The sequence below is a fragment of the Microbulbifer sp. Q7 genome (genome assembly GCF_001639145.1).
In the GTDB taxonomy this organism is placed as follows: Bacteria; Pseudomonadota; Gammaproteobacteria; order Pseudomonadales; family Cellvibrionaceae; genus Microbulbifer.
The window spans coordinates 1,346,224-1,366,852 of sequence record NZ_LROY01000001.1; the positions used below are offsets into that span (position 1 = coordinate 1,346,224).

Sequence of the window (20,629 nt, forward strand, 5' to 3'; positions counted from 1 at the left end):
CCATAAAAAAACCCGGCGTTGCTGCCGGGTTTTTTTTATGGGTGCAGGGAAGTGATCAGACCGTTCGCTCGATGGCGAAGCTGGCCAGCTGCTGTAGCGCCGTCTTGTGCGCGCTCTCCGGCAGGAACTCCAGTTTTTCCAGTGCCAGGTCGACCTCGGCGCGGGCCCGCTCCAGGGTGTAGTCCAGAGCACCGCAGGCGTCGATCACCGCCACAACCTCCGCAAGCTTGTCTGCGCTCTTCTGCTCAATGGCCTCGCGCACCAGTGCGGCCTGCTCGGCGGTGCCGTTGGCCATGGCGTGGATTAGGGGCAGGGTGGGCTTTCCTTCGGCCAGGTCGTCGCCCACATTCTTGCCCAGTTCCTCGGCGTTGCCGCGATAGTCCAGGGCGTCGTCCACCAGCTGGAAGGCGGAGCCCAGGTGGCGCCCGTACAGCTTGAGCGATTTGCGCTCGTCCTCACTGCAGCCGGCCAGCACGGCGGCGGTTTCACAGGCTGCCTCAAACAGGGCGCCGGTCTTCTTGTGGATCACCGTCAGGTAGTTTGCTTCCGTGACCGCCGGATCGCCGGCGTTGACCAGCTGCTGCACCTCGCCCTCGGCAATGGTGTTGGTGGTGTCGGACAGAATGGACATGATGTCCATATCCTTGAGGGCTACCATCATCTGGAAGGCGCGGGAGTAGAGGAAGTCGCCCACCAGTACAGCCGGGGCGTTGCCCCACTGGGCATTGGCGGTGATGCGGCCGCGGCGCATATCGGAGGTGTCCACCACGTCATCGTGCAGCAGGGTAGCGGTGTGGATAAATTCAATGATGGCGGCCAGGGTGATGTGGTTGTCGCCTTTATAGCCGGCTGCGCGGCTGCACAGCAGCACCAGCAGCGGGCGCAGGCGCTTGCCGCCGGCCTCAACCAGATAGTGTCCGATGTTTTCCACAAGCGGGACGTCGGAGTGCAGCTGATCAATGATACGTTGGTTGACGGCCGCAAAGTCGTCGGCGGCTACCTGGTGGAAGGGCAACATTCTGGGTTCCTTATACTGCGCTCATTATCTCTCACGGCGGCAAGACTAGCCGTTTTGGTCGCGGGCGGAAAGGCAGGTGGGGCAAGATAGGGCTGCGATGACCGCTGCCTTGCTCCCTTGGCCTGTCCGAAAAACGCGCTATTGTATCAACCGGGCGAATTGATTAGAATCTGCGCCCCGCTTGAACCGGGCCCTGCCTGTGGTTACAGGACACGGACCAGGTTGAGCTGGAAAGACGTTTTCAACACCAACGGCGCAAGCTCCCAAAATGCTGGCTATATGGTCACAATATAGACCTGGCCGCTGCTTCGTGTCGTCCATTTTGGAGCATAGAGATATGTACGCTGTTATCGAAAGCGGTGGCAAACAACACCGTGTAGAAGAAGGCGAAGTACTGCGCCTGGAAAAAATTGAAGTTGCTACTGGTGAATCTGTCGATTTCGACAAGGTTCTGATGGTAGTCAACGGTGACACCATCAACATTGGTGCACCGGTTGTGGAAGGTGCCAAGGTGACTGCAGAAGTGCTGAGCCACGGCCGCGGCGAGAAAGTGAGAATCATCAAATTCCGTCGTCGTAAGCACTCCATGAAGCGTCAAGGCCACCGTCAGTGGTACACCGAAGTTAAAATCACTGGCATCAAAGGCTAATCACCAGGTAATAGAAGAGGAGTAACTACTCATGGCACATAAGAAAGCTGGCGGTAGTACGCGCAATGGTCGCGATTCCGAAAGTAAACGCCTGGGCGTTAAGCGCTTTGGCGGCCAAGCGGTTTCCGCAGGCAGCATCATCGTTCGTCAACGTGGCACCAAGTTCCACGCTGGCGTTAACGTTGGTATGGGCAAAGATCACACCCTGTTCGCTACCGCCGATGGCGTAGTGAAGTTTGAGGTGAAGGGCGCCAACAACCGTAAGTTTGTTTCTATCGAAACAGCCTAAGCGGTCATAATGCCTGATCGAAAAGCCCCGCATTTGCGGGGCTTTTTTGGTTTGATCTGCCGCAAATTACACTGAAGACCGGATACCCCCGGTAAGTAGAGTCATGAAATTTGTAGATGAAGCGCCGATCACGGTGCAGGCCGGCAACGGCGGTAAGGGATGCTTGAGCTTTCGACGGGAGAAATTCGTCGCCAAAGGCGGCCCCGACGGTGGCGATGGCGGCGATGGCGGCTCCGTGTATCTGGTGGCTGATGAGTCACTGAATACCCTAGTGGACTACCGCTACCAGCCCAACTACCAGGCCCAGAACGGCGAGGCTGGGCGCGGTCGCAACTGCACCGGTGCCAAGGGTGAAAGCCTGGAGCTCAAGGTGCCGGTGGGCACCACCGCGATCGATGTAGATACCGGTGAAACCCTCGGCGACCTGCTGGAGCCCGGCGAGAAACTGCTGGTGGCGCAGGGCGGCTGGCACGGGCTCGGCAATACCCGGTTCAAGTCCAGTACCAATCGCGCGCCGCGCCAGACGTCCCCCGGTAGCGAGGGTGAGCGCCGCAATATCAAGCTGGAGCTGAAGGTGCTGGCGGATGTGGGCATGCTTGGCCTGCCCAATGCGGGCAAGTCCACGTTCATTCGTGCGGTATCGGCGGCCAAGCCCAAGGTGGCCAATTATCCGTTTACCACCCTGGTGCCGAACCTCGGTGTGGTGAAGGTGCAGAAGTACCGCAGCTTTGTGATTGCGGATATTCCCGGATTGATCGAGGGTGCGGCGGAAGGTGCCGGCCTCGGTATTCGCTTCCTGAAGCACCTGACCCGCTGCCGTGTACTGCTGCACCTGGTGGACCTGGCGCCGTTTGACGGCTCGGACCCCGCGCAGAATGCGCTGGCGATCGAGCGCGAACTGGAGGCCTTCAGCCCCACCCTGGCCAAGCGCGAGCGCTGGCTGGTACTGAACAAGACCGACCTGGTGCCGGCGGACGAGCTGGAAGAGCGTTGCCAGTCGGTGGTCAATGCGCTCGGTTGGCAGGGCCCGGTATTCCGTGTCGCCGCCATTCGCGGGGAGGGTACCGATGTGCTTTCCGGCCAGTTGATGGACTACCTGGAAGAGCGCAAGGAGATGGAAGAGCTGGACGGCGACCTGTACGAGGCGGAGCAGGAAGCGCAGCGTCAGATGCAGCGCGAGGCACGCGAGCGTATCGAGCATTTGCGCGAGGCGCAGCGGGCAAAACGCAAAGCGGCGCAAGAATCTGACGAAGATGATGAAGATTGGGACGACGATGACTATGACGTCGATGTAGAATATCGTCCCTGATTTATCTGCCCCTGCAGCGGAAAATCCTGTTTAAGGGTTTTCGCGCAGAGGTGCGCCCCCATACGAGGAAGAAATGGACCCCATCTCGTCGCGCCAACAGCTCTCTACCGGCAAACGCTGGGTCATTAAAATCGGCAGTGCGCTGCTCACGGACAATGGTCGCGGTGTGAATCGTGCGGCTATTTACAACTGGGCGGGGCAGATCAGCGCCCTGCGCCGCCAGGGCATCGAGGTGGTACTGGTCTCCTCCGGTGCCGTGGCGGCGGGCATGGACCGCCTCGGGTGGCGCCGGCGCCCGGAGTCCATGCACCAGTTGCAGGCGGCCGCCGCCGTGGGCCAGAGCCATCTGGTGCAGGTGTACGAGCACGCGTTTGGCCAGTACGACATACGTACCGCGCAGATCCTGCTGGACCACGACGACCTCTCCAATCGCACCCGTTATCTCAATGCGCGCAGTACCCTGCGCACGCTGCTCTCCCTCGGCGCGGTGCCGGTGATCAATGAAAATGACACGGTGGTCACCGACGAAATTCGTTTCGGTGACAACGACACCCTGGGGGCGCTGGTGGCGAACCTGGTGGAGGCGGATGTGCTGCTGATCCTCACCGATGCCGACGGCCTGTTTACTGCCGACCCCCGCGACAACCCCGCTGCCGAGCTGGTGCGTGAGGCGGTCGCCACCGACCCGCGCCTGGCGGCGATGGCTGGTGATTCCCGCAGCGGCCTCGGGCGTGGTGGTATGGCCACCAAGGTGCGCGCGGCGCAGCTCGCGGCCCGCTCCGGAGCCCGCACGGTGATTGTGGGCGGCACCAATGAATCGGTGATTGAGCGTGTGGTAGCGGGAGAAGATTTGGGCACGCTGCTGTTGCCAGAGGCCGACCCTCTGACGGCGCGCAAGCGCTGGTTGGCTGGCCAGCTACAGGTGCGCGGTCGCCTGCGGCTGGACGCCGGTGCGGAGCGCGCGCTGCGGGAGCAGGGCAAGAGCCTGTTGCCGGTGGGTGTGGTGGCAGCGGAGGGGCGCTTTCACCGCGGCGAGCTGGTGAGCTGTGTCAACGAGGCTGGCGAAGAGGTGGCCCGTGGCCTGGTGAATTACGACAGTGGCGAGGCGCAAAAAATCTGCGGCCAGCCGTCGGAGCGTATTGTCGAGCTGCTCGGTTACCGCGACGGCGATGAGCTGATTCACCGCGACAACCTGATTCTGCTCTAGGCTTTCTTTTTGATCTTTAACCGGTATCGAAACCTTCTCGTCGGCTCTTGGTAGTTTCTTTCCGGCAATAAAAAACCCCGCATTAGCGGGGTTTTTTGCGCTCAGGAAGCGGTGGCTTAAGCAGCCAGCTTCTTGATCTGGGCATTCAGGCGGCTCTTGTGACGAGCAGCCTTGTTCTTGTGAATGATGCCCTTGTCAGCCATACGGTCGATCACCGGCACAGCGGCTTCGTAGGCAGTCTTGGCTTTTTCCGCATCACCTGCATCAATGGCCGCAACTACCTTTTTGATGTAGGTGCGCACCATGGAGCGCAGGCTGGCGTTGTGATTGCGGCGCTTTTCGTTCTGGCGCGCGCGTTTCTTCGCTTGGGGTGAGTTGGCCACCGGTTGCTCCTGTCTGGAATCTATAAAATCTCGAACATTCGGGCCGGGGGCCCGTTTGGGACGCGACATTATCCCCAGCGTTGGTTGTTTGTCAACCGCCGGGGTTAGCTGTTTGTGACTGTGTGGGCGATGGCGGATAAACCTCGCACATCAGTCACGGGCGCGGCAGGATCAGGGTAAATACGACGCCACTGCCATCCGCTCGATTGGCGGCGTGAAGTTCCCCGTGGTGAAAGTCGGCAATCAGCCGCGCGATGTGTAATCCAAGCCCCAGATGCCCCGCCTTGCCGCCGTCATCGCGCACAGAAACCAGGGAGTCGAACAGCTTCTGGCCAAAGCCGGCTGGCAGTAGCGGGCCGTCGTTGCTGACGCGGAGGGTGTAGGCGGTGGCGGTCGCGTCCAGTTCCAGCTGAATGGTGGTGCCCGCGGGGGCAAAGCTCACCGCGTTATCGGCGAGCTTGTCCAGCAGCTGTGCCAGTAGCTCCGGCGCCCCGTAGAAACGCTGTTCCCCCTCGGGACTGCGCAACGCAAAGTGGTGCTCGGGGTGGGCGTCGGCATAGCTTTGGCTGAGTAGCTGCAGCAGGTCGTGCAGATCGAACTCTTCCCGCTCCGCCTGACTGATGCTGGCCTCCAGATGGTTGGCGGCCGACAGCGCGTTGAGAATCGCCGACAGGCGCGCACCCCCGTCTGCGGCGCGCTCGGCGTAGCGCCGGCTCTCTTCGCTCAGTGCGCCCGCGTTCAAGTTGTCGAGGGATGAGCGCACAACCGCCAGCGGGGTGCGCAGTTCGTGGGAAAGCTTGCTCGCGAGGCTGCGCAGGTACTGGTGGTAGTGGTCCAGTTCCGCCAGCAGGCTGGCGAAGGCGCGATTGAGGGCGCCGAGTTCGTCGTTAAGGTAGGGCCGAGGGAAGTCACCACGCAGGCGGCCACTGGCATCTACCGCAGTGCGCGCCGCGCGGTGCAGGCGCCGGATGCGCCACGACAGCCAGCTGGCGTAACCCAGTAGCAGCAGCAGGACCAGGCCTGCGGCGCCGGCGGTGATGAGCCACAGGCGCCGCGCGGCGGATTCTGTCAGGGATTGCAGGGCACTGGCCGACTGGGCGGCGATGACACGGCCAAGCAGCGGGCGCTCGATGATGTCGTCGGCGCGGGTGACCACCGGCACGCTCACGGCACCCACGCGGTTGTCTGCCGCGGAATCGAGGTCGTCTTCGGGGGCGCTAAACCAGAGCGAGGCAGTTTCCCGGTTCTCGGTCAGTGTCGCCGGATATGCACCATCCGGCAGAGGCGGCAGGCGATCACTGCCCAGTATCTGGCGGTAGAACCAGTTGCGCAGCCAGCGCCCCTCGGCCGGCGGGGTGCCGTCCTCCGCCCGCTGTTGCCCGGATATGGCGCCGGAGCGCGCCAGAACAAAGCCTTCCTGGTCGACAACGGTCAGTTGCAGTGCCGGGCGCGCGAAGTGCTCCAGCTCCTGCTGCAGGGCGGGCAGGGGCTCTACCAGGGCGCCGGGACGCCCGTCGGCGGGGAGCGTGGTGGCGTGACGGGCGGGGCTGCCGGCATCGCTCTGTGTGCGGTCGAGCACCCGGATGGCGAGTTCGCCATCGGTGAGGGCGTAGGGCAGCGCGAGTTCCAGCTGGTAGCCCCCGGGGGAGGCGGTCCAGCGCCCGCGCAGCCGCAGCTCTCGCTCGTAGTCGCCGCGCCGGGGATTGTAATAAAGCGCTCGCACCGGCCCCTGGCTGGCCACCGGCAGGGTGTATTGATGCTGGGCGGTATGGATTTCCACGGTGTCGCCACTGGACAGGCTGGCGGTGCGCGGGTCGTGATAGCTGGGGCTGCGGTCCCTTGCGGTCAGTAACAGATACACCTGGCTGCCGTGCTTGCCGAGGGTGGCCTGCGCCAAGGGCTGGCCGTGTTGGTCTGGCAAAGGGCGCGGGCGCAGCTTGAGCGCGCGCCACTCCTCGCCGTAGCCATCGAGCACCGGTGCGTGCGGCAGCGAGTTCAGGTACAGCTGGGCACCCGGCGGCCTGCCGGTGCGGCGGGGGTCGGGGGCGATGAGCTCCGGGGCGCTGGCGAGGCGCGCGGCGATGGCGTTGCCGGTGGCTTCTAGGGTCTGGATTTGCCCCTGGCTGAGGGCCTTGTCCACCTGCCGCAGGTACTGACAGCCCGCCCAGGGCAGGGCCAGGGTGCAAAGGCTGAGCAAGACCAGTTGGCGACGCAGATTCATAGGGGCAAGCCTGAGTGGGGGCGGTCGCGGCTAAACCTGCCAGCGATAACCCATGCCATAGGCGGTGCCGATGGCGTCAAAACTGCTGTCGATGGCCTGAAACTTGCGCCGGATGCGTTTTACGTGGGACGTGATGGTGTTGTCATCGAGCACCACCCGTGCCGCTTCCATCAGCTGGCTGCGGGATTTCACATGGCCGGGGCGCTTGGCGAGGGCGTGTACGATCCAGAATTCGGTCACCGTCAGGTCTACCGGTTGCTCTTTCCAGTGGCAGTGCAGGCGCGACACATCCAGCGTCAGATCGCCCTGAGTGAGGGTTTCGCCCTCGTCACTTTGCGACTGCATCACGCTCACCCGACGCAGCAAGGCGCTGATTCGCGCCTGCATGTGGGGCAGGGAGATGTCTTTGGTGAGGTAGTCGTCAGCCCCGAGCCTCAGTCCCGAAATGATGTCCAGCTCCGAGTCGCGCGCGGTGAGAAACAGAATCGGCAGGGTGGGCGCCATGGCGCGCAGTTCCCGGCACAGGTCGAAGCCGCCCTCGATCTCTGCGCCCAGCCCCACATCGATCACGGCCAGGTCCGGCAGCCGTTGCTGAAAAGCGGCCAGCGCCTCCGGGCGGGTGTGGTAAAGGTTGACCTGGTAGCCGGTACGGCGCAGGGCATCGCGATAGTTTTCGGCGATGGCGAGTTCGTCTTCGACGATGGCGATGGTGGGGCTGCTCATGGGGTTCCGACGGGTTGTTAACCGTTTATTGATTTAGGTGCGCGGAAAATCATGCCCGATCAGCGGGGCAATAGGCAAAGTTAACTGGTGCGTGGGACGAAAAAAGCGCGCAGGCATGTGTGCCGCGCGCAAGGTTACTGCTTACAGGGTTGCACTTGAGGTTGCTCGGAAGCGAGCCGGTTGCGGCGTTTGTGGAGCGGCAACCGGCCGGATTTGAATCTGCGGTCAGAAGGAGCCGGCAACGGATTCCGGCATACCGAAGTGGATATCGACCCGGCGCTCCAGGGCGTAGGCATCAATGTCGCCCTTGGCCGCCTTGGACTGGCTCGCGCCGAGGGCGCGGCGTTCGATGCGCTCCGGTGCCACGCCGTAGGCTTCGAGGGCACGCTGCACACTCAGGGCGCGCTGGTCGGACAGCACATTGTTGTAGCCGTCGCTGCCGCGGGGGTCGGAGTGCCCTTCGAGGTGTACCTGCAGTTGCGGGTGGCGGTTGAGGAAGTCGGCCATGGCGGCCACCTGGCGCTCCTGGGCTTCCTGCAGCTCGTCGTCACCGGTAGTGAACAGCATCTGGAATTCCAGGCTCTCCAGTGCCAGCTCGCGGGCGTCGTTGGCGGACAATCGCGCCGCATCCAGTTGTTGTGCCAGGTTGCCCAGTTCGGTGCGGCTTTCGGTGAGTTGCGTTGCGAGCATGTCTGCCTCTTCTGCTTGCTTGATCTGTTCGCCCAGCCAGGCTCCACCGAGGGCGCCGGCGATAAAGCCAACCGGGCCACCTACGGCGGCGCCTGCAACTGCAGCGCCGGTAAATACAGTGGCCTGCTTGGCCGGGGTCAGGGGGCTACCCTGCAATTCGTTCTCGGAGTCAGTGGCGGCCTCAGCGGAAGCAATAGCATTCAGGGTCAGACTGCTCAGTGTTACTGCCATCAACATCTTTTTCATGATCGTGTTCCTTGCGATTGGAGTGAAGTGACTGCTCTTTGGTTCCGATCCGGGTGTTTCCCGTTTCGGTTGAGAGTCATTTAACTCCGGCAAGGAGGCACTGACATGGCGCCCTTGGGGCGAATTCCGCATCGATTATGGCGAAATATGGCAAACGGCCCCGTGACTCAGTTCCTGCTCCGGCTTTGCGGTCTGTCTCAGTCTCCGCGACGCCGGTAGCGCCGGTCCCGGGGCTGATCGATACGCACCCGTACCCGTTGAGGGCGCGGGCCCAGGGCAACCGCTGCATACAGCAGCACCGCCAGGATCAGTGCAAGAATCAATGCGTTGATGGTCATTCCGTTTCTCCTTTGTCGCCACCGCTCCCTGTGGCTCGCCAACTGCTCAATTTGAGTATAGTTCCCCCTCGCGCCAACCGTAGCCTCATCTGCGGCTATTTCGCGAATGCCGGTGCACCCTAGGTGGCCGGGGGAGTGGATTGCGGTAGACTTGCCGGCCATTATTCAGTGATTGCACGGCAGGACTCAGGGACGTGGCAGCATCTCCGCCCGAACAGGAACCACAGGAACAGCCACCGCAGGCTCAAAACCATAGCCCGCAACGGGGGCTATTGCGCGGAAGTTCCGTGGTGGGTGGTGCCACTTTACTCTCCCGTGTGATGGGGTTGGCGCGGGACGTGGTGTTCGCGCGACTGACCGGTGCCAGCGACGCCGCAGATGCGTTCTTTGTGGCCTTCAAAATCCCCAACTTTTTCCGCCGCCTGTTCGCGGAGGGCGCCTTTGCCCAGGCGTTTGTGCCGGTACTGGCGGAATATCGCCAGAACGGCGGTGTTGCCGCGGTGCGCGAGCTGAACGACCGGGTTGCCGGTGCGCTTGGCGGAACCCTGTTGCTGGTGACCCTGTTCGGGGTGCTGTGTGCGCCGCTGGTGGCCGGACTCTTTGCGTTCGGCTGGTGGTGGGGTGGCAACGAGCCGCAAAAGTTTGCCATGGCCACCGAGATGTTGCGCATCACCTTTCCTTACCTGATGCTCATTTCCCTCACCGGTTTTGCCGGTGCCATCCTCAACAGTTTTGACCGTTTCGCCATTCCCGCGCTGACCCCGGTGCTGTTGAACCTGGTGCTGATTGCCGCCGCCACGGTGGCCGCCGGCTGGTTCGAGCCGCAGGTGATGGCGCTGGCCTGGGGGGTGCTGGTGGCCGGCGTGGTGCAGCTGCTCTTCCAGATCCCTTTTCTGATGCGTGAGGGGCTGTTGCCGAAACCCCGGTGGGACTGGCAGTACCCGGGGGTGCGCAAGATTCTGCGTCTGATGGCGCCGGCTATTTTTGGCGTTTCGGTCACCCAGATCAGCCTGGTACTGGACACGGTGCTGGCGTCTTTCCTGCCCACCGGCTCAGTGACCTGGCTGTACTTTTCCGATCGTCTGACCGAACTGCCCCTGGGGGTGTTTGGCGTGGCGGTGGCCACGGTGATCCTGCCGAACCTATCCCGCCAGCACGCCGGCGGCGACCCGGTGAAGTTTCGCCATACCATCGACTGGGCGCTGCGCAGCGTCACCCTAATCGCCCTGCCCGCCGCCATAGCGCTGTTTGTACTGGCCGAGCCGCTGCTCACCGTGCTGTTCCAGTACGGCAATATGACCCCGAGAGACATGAGCATGGCCGCCTGGTCACTGCGGGCCTACACCTTCGGGCTGCTGGCATTCATGCTGATCAAGGTGCTGGCACCGGGCTACTTCGCCCGCCAGGATACCGCTACACCGGTCAAGTTCGGGCTGATAGCCATTGCCTCGAAGATGATACTGAGCCTGCTGTTTGTGATTCCTCTGCATATGTACTTCCAGCTGGGCCATATGGGGCTGGCGGCCGCCACCGCGGGGCAGGCGGCGATCAACGCGTGGTTGCTGTACCGCGGGCTACGACAGGGGGGCGTTTATGCGCCAGAGCCCGGTTGGCGGGGCTATCTGCTGCGTCTGCTGCTGGCCAATCTGGCCATGGCCGTGGTTTTGCTGAGTATTCTCCACTACTGGCCGGCCTGGAACGCCTGGGCCTGGTGGGAGCGCTCCTGGCGCATGGGCGTCCTGGTGGCCGCCGGCGCCGGCGCTTATGGCCTGACCTTGCTGGCCAGCGGCCTGCGTCCGCGACATTTTCGGGCGTCTTCGTGACCGTTGACGGTGCCCAGATGCCATGGAAATCCGGTATACTGCGCCGCTTGATTTTGCAAGGGCGACAAAGGGTGGTTGAAGCACTGTGACCGGGCAACGTGAGCTGATACGCGGGTTGCACAACCTGCGGCCGTGCCATCGGGGCTGTGTGGCCACCATTGGATCATTCGATGGTGTGCACCTGGGGCACCAGGCCATCATCACCCAGCTGCGGGCGCGGGCGGCGGAGCACCAGTTGCCGTCGGTCGCCATCATCTTTGAACCCCAGCCCCACGAATACTTCTCCGGCGAGAAAGCACCGGCGCGCCTGATGCGCTTCAAGGAGAAGGTGCTGGCGCTGTTCGATGCCGGCGTAGACCGGGTGCTGTGCCTGCAGTTCAACGAACGGCTGCGCAGCCTGAGTGCGGAGGCGTTTATTCAGCAGGTGCTGGTGGATGGCCTCGGCGTGCGGCATCTTGTGGTGGGCGATGATTTCCGTTTTGGCTGTGACCGCAGCGGGGATTATGCGTTACTGCAAAAAGCGGGCGCCAAATCGGGTTTTACCGTGGAAGACACCGCGACCCTGCAGATTGCCGGCGAGCGGGTAAGTAGCACGCGCATTCGCGAGGCCCTGCAAAACGCGGATTTTGCGCTTGCCGAACAATTGCTGGGCAAGCCATATCGGATCACCGGTCTGGTGGCCCGCGGCCGTGCACTTGGCCGGCAACTGGGTGCCCCCACGGCCAATGTGCGTTTGCACCGCTACCGTTCACCGCTGGTGGGGGTGTACACGGTTACAGCGAAACGCACCAATGGCAGCCCCATGAGTGGCAGTTGCATGGAGGTGGCCGGCGTCGCCAATGTTGGCTTCCGCCCCACGGTAGAGGGCGAAGGTGCAAAGCCGCTTCTCGAGGTGCACCTGTTTGATTTCAGTGGCGATTTATATGGTCGTGAAATTGCGGTGACCTTCTGCCACAAGTTGCGCGATGAAGAAAAGTTTGAGTCGCTGGAAATCCTCAAACAGAAAATCGCCGATGACATACAAAACGCAAAAAATTGGTTTAGCGAGAGCAAAGCCAAGTAAACAGATTTCCCTTTCGTGTCTGACGGAGTGCCTGGTTTAGATGCGAAGGCAGAGCACCGGGTGCAGGTTTTCAGGAGCGTCGGCGACAGGACGTCGCCGCCGCAACGCCCAGGGATGGGTTCACAGTGGTCCTGAAAACCTGCACCCGGTGCTCTGTCGCCACTGAACTTGGTTTAGTGGTGCCCCGAAGCCGCAATTACGGCTTTGGTCTGAGTCCGGTGGCGCGGAAGCAATGGGTATCAGGTTTCAAAATCGCTGCGAGTACATCCATGTACGCTCCGGCGGTGACATCCCTGTCACCGACGGTTTTGAAACCTGATCCCCATTACTCCCGCTTCAATGTCTAGTTTTGCGCTGCGTAAGCCCGGAAACGTCGGGAAAGTGCGAAACGCCGATCGAATACTTGAAAATTTCTGAGCTACAACCGAAGTAGATAGCCAATGACCGATTACAAAGCGACCCTGAATCTTCCACAAACCGACTTCCCCATGCGTGGCAACCTGCCCAACCGGGAGCCGGAGATTCTGAAAAAATGGCAGGAAGGCAAGCTCTACGAAAAAATTCGTGAAGCCCGTGCCGGTCGCGAGCAGTTTATCCTGCACGACGGCCCTCCCTACGCCAACGGCGATATCCACATCGGTCATTCGGTCAACAAGATCCTGAAAGACATTATCGTCAAATCGAAAACCCTCAGCGGTTTCGATGCCCCCTACGTGCCCGGTTGGGACTGCCACGGCCTGCCCATCGAGCATAAAGTGGAGCAGAAAGTCGGCAAGGCCGGCGTCAAGGTGGATCACAAAACCTTCCGCCAGAAGTGCCGCGAGTACGCCGCCAAACAGGTAGAAGGCCAGAAGAAAGACTTTATTCGCCTCGGCGTATTCGGTGAGTGGGACAACCCCTACCGCACCATGGACTTCGAGTTTGAAGCCGACATCATCCGCGCCCTCGGCGGCGTGGTGAAAAATGGCCACCTGTCCCGCGGTTTCAAGCCCGTCTACTGGAGCGTGGTGGGTGGCTCCGCACTGGCGGAAGCGGAAGTGGAGTACCAGGATAAAACCTCTTTCTCCATCTACGTCAAATACCCGGTCACCGACGAAACCGCCCTGGCCATTGCCGATGCCGCCGGTGGTCACGCTGGTAATGGCGACCTGTCCGTGGTGATCTGGACCACCACACCCTGGACGCTGCCGTCCTCCCAGGCCGTTTCCGTGAATGCGGGCCTCGAATATGTCGTGGTGCAGGTGGGCGACGAGCGCCTGCTGGTGGCCGCAGAGCTGAAAGATGCGGTGCTGGCAGCGGCGGGCCTGAGCGGCGATGTGGTGGGGCATATCCAGGGCGCTGCGCTGGAGCATTTGAAAATCCATCACCCGTTCTATGACAAGCAGCTGCCCATCATCCTCGGCGATCACGTCACCACCGACGCCGGTACCGGCTGTGTACACACCGCCCCGGACCATGGCCCCGACGACTTCAACGTGGGCAAGCGCTACGGTATCGAAACGCTGAACTATGTGGACGACAACGGTGTTTACCGCGACGCAGTGCCGCTGTTTGCCGGCGAGCACGTGTACAAGGTGGACGGCAAGGTTGTTGAATTGCTGCAAGAAAAAGGTGTGCTGCTGCACCAGGACAAACTGATACACAGCTACCCGCACTGCTGGCGCACCAAAACGCCGTTGATCTACCGCGCCACACCGCAGTGGTTTATCAGCATGCAGCAGAACGACCTGCTGGAGCATGCGCAAAAAGCGGCGGATGCGGTGGAGTGGATTCCCGGTTGGGGCAAGGCCCGTATCGACGGCATGCTCGAAGGCAGCCCGGACTGGTGTATTTCCCGACAGCGCACCTGGGGTGTGCCCATCGCGCTGTTTGTGCACAAAGAGACCCAGGAGATTCACCCGGACACCCCCGCGCTCATGGAAAAAGTGGCGCAAAAGGTCGAGCAGGGTGGTATGGATGTCTGGTTCGAGCTGGACGCCAAAGAATTGCTGGGCGACGACGCAGACCAGTACCAGAAAGTGACCGATACGCTGGACGTGTGGTTTGATTCCGGCGTGACCCACTATGCGGTGCTGGAGCGTCGCAAAGGGCTGCGCTTCCCGGCGGACCTGTACCTGGAAGGTTCCGACCAGCACCGCGGCTGGTTCCAGTCTTCGCTGAAGACCTCCATCGCCATCAATGACTGCGCGCCGTACAAGCAGGTGCTGACCCATGGTTTTACCGTGGACGCCCAGGGCCGCAAGATGTCCAAGTCCATCGGCAACGTGGTCGCGCCGCAAGATGTGATCAACAAAATGGGTGCCGATGTGTTGCGCCTGTGGGTAGCCGCCACCGACTTCAGTGGAGAAATGGGTGTTTCCGACGAGATTCTGAAACGCACCGCGGATTCCTATCGTCGCCTGCGCAATACCGCACGCTTCTTCCTGTCCAATCTGGCCGGCTTTGATCCTGCCAAAGACCTGCTGCCAGTCGATGAATTGCTGGCGCTGGATCGTTGGGCGCTGGAACAGGCGGCCAAGCTGCAGGAAGAAATCGTAGCGGCCTATGATCGCTACCAGTTCCATCAGATTTATCAGAAGCTGCACAATTTCTGCGTTGTGGAAATGGGTGGTTTCTACCTGGATATCATCAAAGACCGCCAGTACACCACACAGGCCGACAGCGTGGCGCGCCGCTCGGCGCAGACCGCCCTGTACCACATCATGCAGGCGTTTGTGCGCTGGGTTGCGCCCATCCTCAGCTTTACTGCGGAAGAGCTGTGGCAGTGTGTTCCGGGTAATAAAGAAGACAGTGTGATGCTGGCCGAGTGGCACCAGTTCCCGGCGCTGCCGCAGAACGCGGACATGGACAGCGAGTTCTGGGACGCGATCGCCGATGTGAAAACCGCCGTGAACAAAGTACTCGAGGAGCAGCGCGGTGCCGGCAATATCGGCGGTTCCCTGCAGGCCTCGGTAACCCTGTATGCGGATCCGGCATTGCAGCAAAAGCTGGCCGCACTGCAAGATGAATTGCGCTTCGTGCTGATCTGCTCTTCGACGTCGGTCCAGCCGCTGTCTGACGCGGCAGGTGCCGAGGAAACCGAGCTGGCAGGTCTGCGGGTGGCCGTGCACAAGGTCGATGCACCCAAGTGCGGCCGTTGCTGGCATTACCGCGAAGACGTCGGCAGCAATAGCGAACACCCGGAACTCTGTGGTCGCTGTGTGGAAAATGTCAGCGGAGCAGGCGAGGTACGCCACTATGCGTAAACTTCTGGCTACGCCCTGGTGCTGGTACCTGTTGGCACTGGTGGTGATCGTGATCGATATCGTCACCAAGGTGTGGGCGGTCGACCGCTTTATGTACGGTCCGGCGCTGCAGATCATTCCCGGGTTTCTGCAGTTTACCTATGCCGAGAATTACGGTGCGGCGTTTAGCTTCCTGGCGGACGCCGGTGGTTGGCAGCGCTGGTTCTTTGGCGCCGTGGCGGTGATATTCAGCGCGGTGGTGATTGTCTGGATCAAGCGGTTGCCACTGGCGAAGCGCTGGGAGCCGACGGCACTGGCGCTGATTCTCGGCGGTGCACTGGGTAACCTGTGGGATCGTATGTTGCTCGGTTATGTGCGCGACTTTATCTCCGTGTACCACGGCAGCTGGCATTTCCCGGTATTCAATGTCGCGGATATGGCGATTTCCGTCGGTGCGGCCATGCTGGTGATTGAGTTGCTGTTTTTTAAAGACAATAGTGAAGAGCCGGGCAAAAACGGCGCGGAAGTGTAAATAATCAGAGATGTACCATGAGTAATAACGTAATCGGTGAGCACAGCCGGGTCACCCTGCACTTTGCGCTGAAACTGGATGATGGCTCCGAGATCGACTCCAATTTTGAAGGAGAGCCCGCAACCTTCATCGTGGGCGACGGCAACCTGCTGCCGGGCTTCGAGCAATCCCTGTTCGGCCTGAAAGCCGGTGACGAAGCGGAAATCGAAATTCCGCCGGAAGCGGGCTTTGGTCAGCGTAATCCGTCCAATATCCAGAAAGTGAAGAAAGGGCATTTCTCTCCCGATATGGAATTGGAAGAAGGGCTGGTGGTCTCTTTTGACAATGGTGACGGTGAGCTGCCCGGTGTTATCCGCGAAGTGGGTGAAGACGATGTCGAGGTCGACTTCAATCACCCCCTCGCTGGCCAGACCGTATTCTTTCACGTGAAAATTCTTGAAGTGGCCTCGGTCAACTAATTGTTGGGTTCGACAGGTCAAGGACAGAGCAAAATGCAAATTCGCCTCGCCAATCCCCGCGGTTTCTGCGCGGGTGTCGACCGCGCCATTGATATCGTCAATCGGGCACTGGATGTCTTCGGTGCGCCCATTTATGTGCGTCACGAAGTGGTCCACAACAAATTTGTGGTGGACACCCTGCGCGAGCGCGGTGCGGTGTTTGTGGACGAGCTGGCCGAAGTGCCGGACGATGTAATCGTTATTTTCAGTGCGCACGGCGTGTCCAAGGCGGTGCAGCAGGAAGCGGCCCAGCGCGGCCTGAAAGTCTTTGATGCAACCTGCCCACTGGTCACCAAGGTCCACATCGAAGTCAGCAAGTTCAGCAGCGACGGAAGCGAGTGCGTGCTCATTGGCCACCAGGGCCACCCGGAAGTCGAAGGCACCATGGGGCAATATGACGCCGCCAACGGTGGTGCCATCTATTTGGTGGAAAATGAGCAGGACGTGGCGGCGCTGGAGGTCAAGGACCCGGACAACCTGACGTTTGTCACCCAGACCACACTGTCTGTAGACGATACCTCCCGGGTCATTGATGCCCTGCGCGCGAAGTTCCCGAATATCCGCGGCCCGCGCAAAGACGACATCTGCTACGCCACCCAGAACCGGCAGGACGCGGTCAAACAGCTGGCGCTGGAGTGCGACCTTGTACTGGTGGTGGGCAGCCCCAACAGCTCGAACTCCAATCGCCTGCGCGAGCTGGCGGAGCGCTGTGGGGCGGAAGCCTATCTGATTGACGGCTCCGGCTGTATCGACGCCACGTGGTTGCAGGGCAAAAACACCATCGGCATCACCGCTGGTGCGTCGGCGCCGGAGGTGCTGGTGGAGCAGGTCATTCAGAAGTTACGCGACATGGGGGCCGACGCCCCGAATGAAGTGGCGGGCACTCCGGAAAATATCAGTTTCAGCCTGCCGAAAGAGTTGCGCACGCCGTAACACTCAGCAGTCCGCGGCGGTGATGGGGTCAACCCTGACCCGGCCGCTGCGCGCCAGCACCAGCCGGTATCCGCTGCCCCCATTCGCGGGGCAGATGGTAAACGATCCTGCCTGAAAACCACCGCTGCTGGCTGTGCCGGCAAAGCGGCTCTCACCAGAACCGATAAACGAAACGTAGTTGGCCAGCGGGCCATTCGCGCGAATCGTCACCCCGGCCAGCGCCTCCCCCGTGGCGAGCGGGGCCTCCCCTGGGGCCCTCTCCCCGTCGAAATCCTGATCATGGAAAATTTCCCAGCCGGACTGCCAGTCACCCAGTTTGCGCAACGTGGCACGCTGATTGGTGGCTACCGCTTTGTTGCGGGCCAGCTTGATGGCCTGTAACAGCGAGTCTGCCGCTGTGCGGGTTCGATTCGATTCCAGTTGTTGCTGAAAGCGGGGCAACCCGATCGCCAGCAGGATACCGAGAATACTCAGGGTGATTAACAGTTCGACCAATGTGAGACCGCGAGCGTTCACAACTCCTCCTTGAGCTGCCTGTTTAGTGAGCAGCCTCCTTCCTGGCAGCTGCGGGTATTTCCTGGCCCCGATGATCTTGATCGATCGTCCTGAGTGGCGTTTGCCACAAGGAAATAGTGCACAAAAATTAACACCGGGGAAATTTCGTATCCAGTAACGCCCCCGTTGATATTGACGATCGGTTAGAATGCGCGCCAATAATAGGGATACATCCGTACCAGTTGCGCCAACCACGTGACCGGCGCACAAAAAATAATCAATGGCGATTGGCGAGTTGCCCAAGCCGCAGCGGTATCCGGGAGTTCACACTATGGGGTTCAGACAGCAGGGGCTCACCCTGATAGAGCTAATGATCACGCTGGCCGTTCTGGCGGTGGTGGTTGGCATTGCCGTTCCCAGCTTCAACACAATGATTCAGAACAACCGTTCTCTGGCGCTGGGCGAAGAACTGGCCGGTGCGCTTAACTATGCGCGCAGCGAGGCGGTAAAGCGTGGGGTAAGAGTGACTCTGTGTGGCAGTACCGACGGCGCCGCCTGCAATGGTTCCTGGGCCGATAACTGGATCGTGGTAGTGGATACCGCAGCCACCGATGACGCCGCTGCGCCGGTGGTGGCTAATGCTGCCGCCGTGCTGCGTTTCTGGGAGGCGCCGGACAACAACGCCACCGTCGCCGCGACCCAGGGCAGCGCCACGCCCACCTTCGTTCGCTTCACCCGCAAGGGCACCCTCGGGCGCTCTACCGTCGGTACGGTAACCCTGAACACCAGTTTTAGCGGATGCAGCAGTAACAACGCGCGTCTACTGACGGTGGGTGCTGCGGGAATGCTGAACATGTCACGCAGCACCAACGGCTGTTCCTGAGCGAGGAGGTAGTTCAATGAATAAGCAACAGGGCGCTGGCCTGATCGAAGTTTTGGTGACCGTGCTGATTCTCGGTACTTCACTGCTTGCCCTTGCCGCGCTGCAGAGCAAATCCCTGCACTACAACCACAGTGCCTACCTGCGTTCCCAGGCCAATATCCTGGCCTACGACATTCTCGATCGGGTGCGGATTAACCGCGCCAATATCGCGGGCTATAACCTGGCCGTGGGTGACGCCAAGCCCACCGGAAGCACCCTGGCGCAGCAGGATTTGAACCAGTGGCTCACCAATCTGGAAACCCTGCTGCCGGGTGCCGACGGGGGGGTTGAGTGCGTCCCGGCCACCCGCTTCTGCACGGTCACCATTCAGTGGGCTGAACAGAACAGCTCCGGCGATGCCAGTGAAGACGACAGCGAATTCGTCTACACCACCCGGCTGTGAGGAAATATCCGTGAACAGAACAATTATGCGTAGTCAAAAAGGCATCTCGCTGGTCGAGTTGATGATCTCTATTACCATCGGCCTGATCCTGATGACCGGCGTGGTACAGCTTTTCCTGTCCAGCCGCGCCACCTTTTCCACCCAGCAGGCGTTGGCGCGCGTGCAGGAGAGCGGCCGTCTGGCCATGGAATTCCTGTCTGAGGATGTTCGCATGGCGGGGTATATGGGATGCATGAGCCGGAATCTGAATTTCCACAATACGCTGAACAACGCCAATAGCCTGCAATACGACTTCGGCGTCGCAATCGAAGGGTTGGACAATGTTGGCGCGACTCCGGCGGCGGAATATCCCGTGGATATTCTGCAAGGCACTGACGCACTGGTGGTGCGCAGCGCCGGGGGCAATAGCGTAGGGGTCACCAGAAACAATGACAGTGCACAGTTGTTTGCGGAAAACACCGGAGTTACCGCCACTTGCGATACCGGTGAGGACAGCTACAGCGGGTTGTGCGAAAACGACATTCTGGTGGTATCCGACTGCTCCAAGGCGCGGGTCTTTCAGGTGACCAACCTGCAGGAAAACAGCGGCGGGGTTGAGGTGAATGTGGTGCACTCGGGCGCGAGCGCGGTGCCGGGCAATGCGGAGACTTCCTGGGGTGGTAATAGCAACCCGGAAGAAACCTTCGGTGCGGATTCTGAAATCATCAAAATGAACACCTCGATCTACTACGTCGCCGATGGCACTACCGGTACGCCCAGCTTGTGGCGCCAGATCAACGGTGGCACTGCCCAGGAGCTGCTAACCGGGGTGCAGGACATGCAGCTTACCTACGGCCGCGATACGTCCGGTGACGGCATTCCAGATTCCTATGTGGATGCTTCTGTACTGACCACCGCCGCTGCCTGGGAAACGGTATCCAGCGTGCGCGTGCAGCTTTTGGTTCAGAGCACGGACGACAATGTGCTGGCGGAAGCACAGCCCTATACCTTCAACGGTGTCACCAATAATGCGCCCGGTGATCGCCGTTTACGCCAGGTATTTATCAGTACCGTGGGTATTCGCAGCCGTCTCCCGTGATTGACTAATTACAGACCGAGTGAACTATGAAAAAAGTAATCAGCCCGAACACACTGTCGAGCCAACGGGGCATGACCCTGATTGTTGGCCTGATCATGGTTCTACTGATGACCGTGGTGGGCATGGCCGCTATTCGCGGCAGCGGAATGCAGGAGTTGATGTCGGGCAATATGCGCGACCGCAATCTCGCCTTCCAGTCCGCCGAGGCGGGCTTGCGCGAAGGGGAAGAGCTGCTCACCGGCGCCACCATCCCCGCATTTGATGGCACCACCTTGGGGCTGGTCGAGGCCATCGACGGTTCCACCAGCACGGGCTTTTGGGACACCTACGGTTGGGATGCTGGCTCCGTGCGCACTTCCCTGGGTGTGCAGCTGGTGGCCAGTCAGCCGCAATACGTGATTGAAGAAGTGACCAGTGTTGCCACGATCAGCGGTACCGATGGCGGCGCCATAGATTTCGCCAGCTCGCTGAAGACCGAGGATACGATCTTTTACCGGGTCACCAGCCGTGCGGAAGGCGGTAGTCCGGATGCGGTTGTCATCCTCCAGTCTACGTATAAACGATAAGGCGTTGGTAATTAAGGAAC

21 protein-coding genes are annotated in these 20,629 nt (G+C 60.9%); 14 read left to right on the plus strand and 7 right to left on the minus strand.

Translation table 11 applies throughout. The annotated features are described in order from the left end of the window. Nucleotides 1-55 precede the first annotated feature (55 nt). Nucleotides 56-1,018 carry an octaprenyl diphosphate synthase gene (gene ispB, locus AU182_RS05485; RefSeq protein WP_066961743.1) on the minus strand — a complete coding sequence of 321 codons (963 nt, stop codon included), beginning with the start codon at nt 1,016-1,018 and terminating at the stop codon, nt 56-58. A gap of 337 nt (nt 1,019-1,355) precedes the next feature. Between ispB and rplU the strand changes: the two genes are divergently transcribed. The 4 genes from rplU to proB all read left to right on the plus strand — a co-directional run bounded on the left by rplU (nt 1,356) and on the right by proB (nt 4,472). Continuing rightward, entirely contained in the window at nt 1,356-1,667 is a 312-nt protein-coding gene (rplU, locus tag AU182_RS05490) for a 50S ribosomal protein L21 (protein WP_010132159.1), read from the plus strand. A gap of 31 nt (nt 1,668-1,698) precedes the next feature. Next, on the plus strand, nt 1,699-1,956 hold the full coding sequence (gene rpmA / locus AU182_RS05495; protein ID WP_010132157.1) for a 50S ribosomal protein L27: 258 nt from the start codon (nt 1,699-1,701) through the stop codon (nt 1,954-1,956). Between the two features lie 103 nt (nt 1,957-2,059). Then, nucleotides 2,060-3,265 (plus strand): Obg family GTPase CgtA, encoded by a 1,206-nt coding sequence (cgtA, locus tag AU182_RS05500; RefSeq protein WP_066961747.1) that lies wholly within the window; start codon nt 2,060-2,062, stop codon nt 3,263-3,265. A 73-nt stretch (nt 3,266-3,338) separates the two neighbouring features. Then, nucleotides 3,339-4,472, plus strand: coding sequence for a glutamate 5-kinase (gene proB / locus AU182_RS05505; RefSeq protein WP_066961749.1), 1,134 nt, complete (start codon nt 3,339-3,341; stop codon nt 4,470-4,472). A gap of 116 nt (nt 4,473-4,588) precedes the next feature. Here the strand turns inward: proB and rpsT are convergent, their stop codons facing one another. From rpsT to AU182_RS16635, 5 genes are all read right to left on the minus strand, one after another. Further along, nucleotides 4,589-4,855 (minus strand): 30S ribosomal protein S20, encoded by a 267-nt coding sequence (gene rpsT, locus AU182_RS05510; protein WP_043320846.1) that lies wholly within the window; start codon nt 4,853-4,855, stop codon nt 4,589-4,591. A gap of 154 nt (nt 4,856-5,009) precedes the next feature. Beyond that, a complete protein-coding gene (locus AU182_RS05515) occupies nt 5,010-7,076 on the minus strand; it encodes an ATP-binding protein (RefSeq protein ID WP_066961752.1) in 2,067 nt (688 codons plus the stop codon). Nucleotides 7,077-7,106: 30 nt separating this feature from the next. After that, nucleotides 7,107-7,799 carry a proteobacterial dedicated sortase system response regulator gene (pdsR, locus tag AU182_RS05520; protein WP_066961759.1) on the minus strand — a complete coding sequence of 231 codons (693 nt, stop codon included), beginning with the start codon at nt 7,797-7,799 and terminating at the stop codon, nt 7,107-7,109. Between the two features lie 225 nt (nt 7,800-8,024). Beyond that, complete coding sequence (locus AU182_RS05525; protein WP_066961762.1) at nt 8,025-8,735, minus strand: OmpA family protein; 711 nt, start codon at nt 8,733-8,735, stop codon at nt 8,025-8,027. Between the two features lie 197 nt (nt 8,736-8,932). Further along, nucleotides 8,933-9,073, minus strand: a complete 141-nt coding sequence (locus AU182_RS16635) for a hypothetical protein (protein WP_193754291.1) — start codon at nt 9,071-9,073, stop codon at nt 8,933-8,935. 194 nt (nt 9,074-9,267) lie between these two features. Here AU182_RS16635 and murJ point away from each other — a divergent pair, with 194 nt between their 5' ends. From murJ to ispH, 6 genes are all read left to right on the plus strand, one after another. Then, nucleotides 9,268-10,896 carry a murein biosynthesis integral membrane protein MurJ gene (murJ, locus tag AU182_RS05530; protein WP_227718131.1) on the plus strand — a complete coding sequence of 543 codons (1,629 nt, stop codon included), beginning with the start codon at nt 9,268-9,270 and terminating at the stop codon, nt 10,894-10,896. A gap of 85 nt (nt 10,897-10,981) precedes the next feature. Next, nucleotides 10,982-11,959, plus strand: coding sequence for a bifunctional riboflavin kinase/FAD synthetase (gene ribF, locus AU182_RS05535; RefSeq protein WP_066961767.1), 978 nt, complete (start codon nt 10,982-10,984; stop codon nt 11,957-11,959). Between the two features lie 440 nt (nt 11,960-12,399). Continuing rightward, nucleotides 12,400-15,204, plus strand: coding sequence for an isoleucine--tRNA ligase (gene ileS, locus AU182_RS05540; RefSeq protein WP_066961769.1), 2,805 nt, complete (start codon nt 12,400-12,402; stop codon nt 15,202-15,204). Further along, the gene (gene lspA / locus AU182_RS05545; RefSeq protein WP_066961772.1) at nt 15,197-15,715 is read left to right on the plus strand and encodes a signal peptidase II; all 519 of its coding nucleotides are present in this window, start codon (nt 15,197-15,199) and stop codon (nt 15,713-15,715) included. The genes ileS and lspA overlap by 8 nt, the downstream gene beginning before the upstream one ends. A 17-nt stretch (nt 15,716-15,732) precedes the next feature. Next, nucleotides 15,733-16,173 (plus strand): FKBP-type peptidyl-prolyl cis-trans isomerase, encoded by a 441-nt coding sequence (gene fkpB / locus AU182_RS05550; RefSeq protein WP_066961774.1) that lies wholly within the window; start codon nt 15,733-15,735, stop codon nt 16,171-16,173. 33 nt (nt 16,174-16,206) lie between these two features. Next, the gene (ispH, locus tag AU182_RS05555) at nt 16,207-17,145 is read left to right on the plus strand and encodes a 4-hydroxy-3-methylbut-2-enyl diphosphate reductase (RefSeq protein ID WP_066961776.1); all 939 of its coding nucleotides are present in this window, start codon (nt 16,207-16,209) and stop codon (nt 17,143-17,145) included. Between the two features lie 3 nt (nt 17,146-17,148). Here the strand turns inward: ispH and AU182_RS16640 are convergent, their stop codons facing one another. Next, the gene (locus tag AU182_RS16640; protein ID WP_066961778.1) at nt 17,149-17,661 is read right to left on the minus strand and encodes a GspH/FimT family pseudopilin; all 513 of its coding nucleotides are present in this window, start codon (nt 17,659-17,661) and stop codon (nt 17,149-17,151) included. A 310-nt stretch (nt 17,662-17,971) separates the two neighbouring features. On the opposite strand from AU182_RS16640, the gene AU182_RS05565 reads away from it, so the two are divergent. Genes AU182_RS05565 through AU182_RS05580 form a run of 4 tightly spaced genes read left to right on the plus strand, consistent with a single transcriptional unit; the run spans nt 17,972 to nt 20,609 of the window. Next, nucleotides 17,972-18,523, plus strand: coding sequence for a GspH/FimT family pseudopilin (locus tag AU182_RS05565; RefSeq protein ID WP_193754292.1), 552 nt, complete (start codon nt 17,972-17,974; stop codon nt 18,521-18,523). Nucleotides 18,524-18,539: 16 nt separating this feature from the next. Beyond that, nucleotides 18,540-18,965 carry a type IV pilus modification protein PilV gene (gene pilV / locus AU182_RS05570; RefSeq protein ID WP_066961783.1) on the plus strand — a complete coding sequence of 142 codons (426 nt, stop codon included), beginning with the start codon at nt 18,540-18,542 and terminating at the stop codon, nt 18,963-18,965. A 10-nt stretch (nt 18,966-18,975) separates the two neighbouring features. Then, the gene (locus tag AU182_RS05575; RefSeq protein WP_193754293.1) at nt 18,976-20,043 is read left to right on the plus strand and encodes a PilW family protein; all 1,068 of its coding nucleotides are present in this window, start codon (nt 18,976-18,978) and stop codon (nt 20,041-20,043) included. Between the two features lie 26 nt (nt 20,044-20,069). After that, complete coding sequence (locus AU182_RS05580) at nt 20,070-20,609, plus strand: PilX N-terminal domain-containing pilus assembly protein (RefSeq protein WP_082859231.1); 540 nt, start codon at nt 20,070-20,072, stop codon at nt 20,607-20,609. The last annotated feature ends 20 nt before the right edge of the window (nt 20,610-20,629 follow it).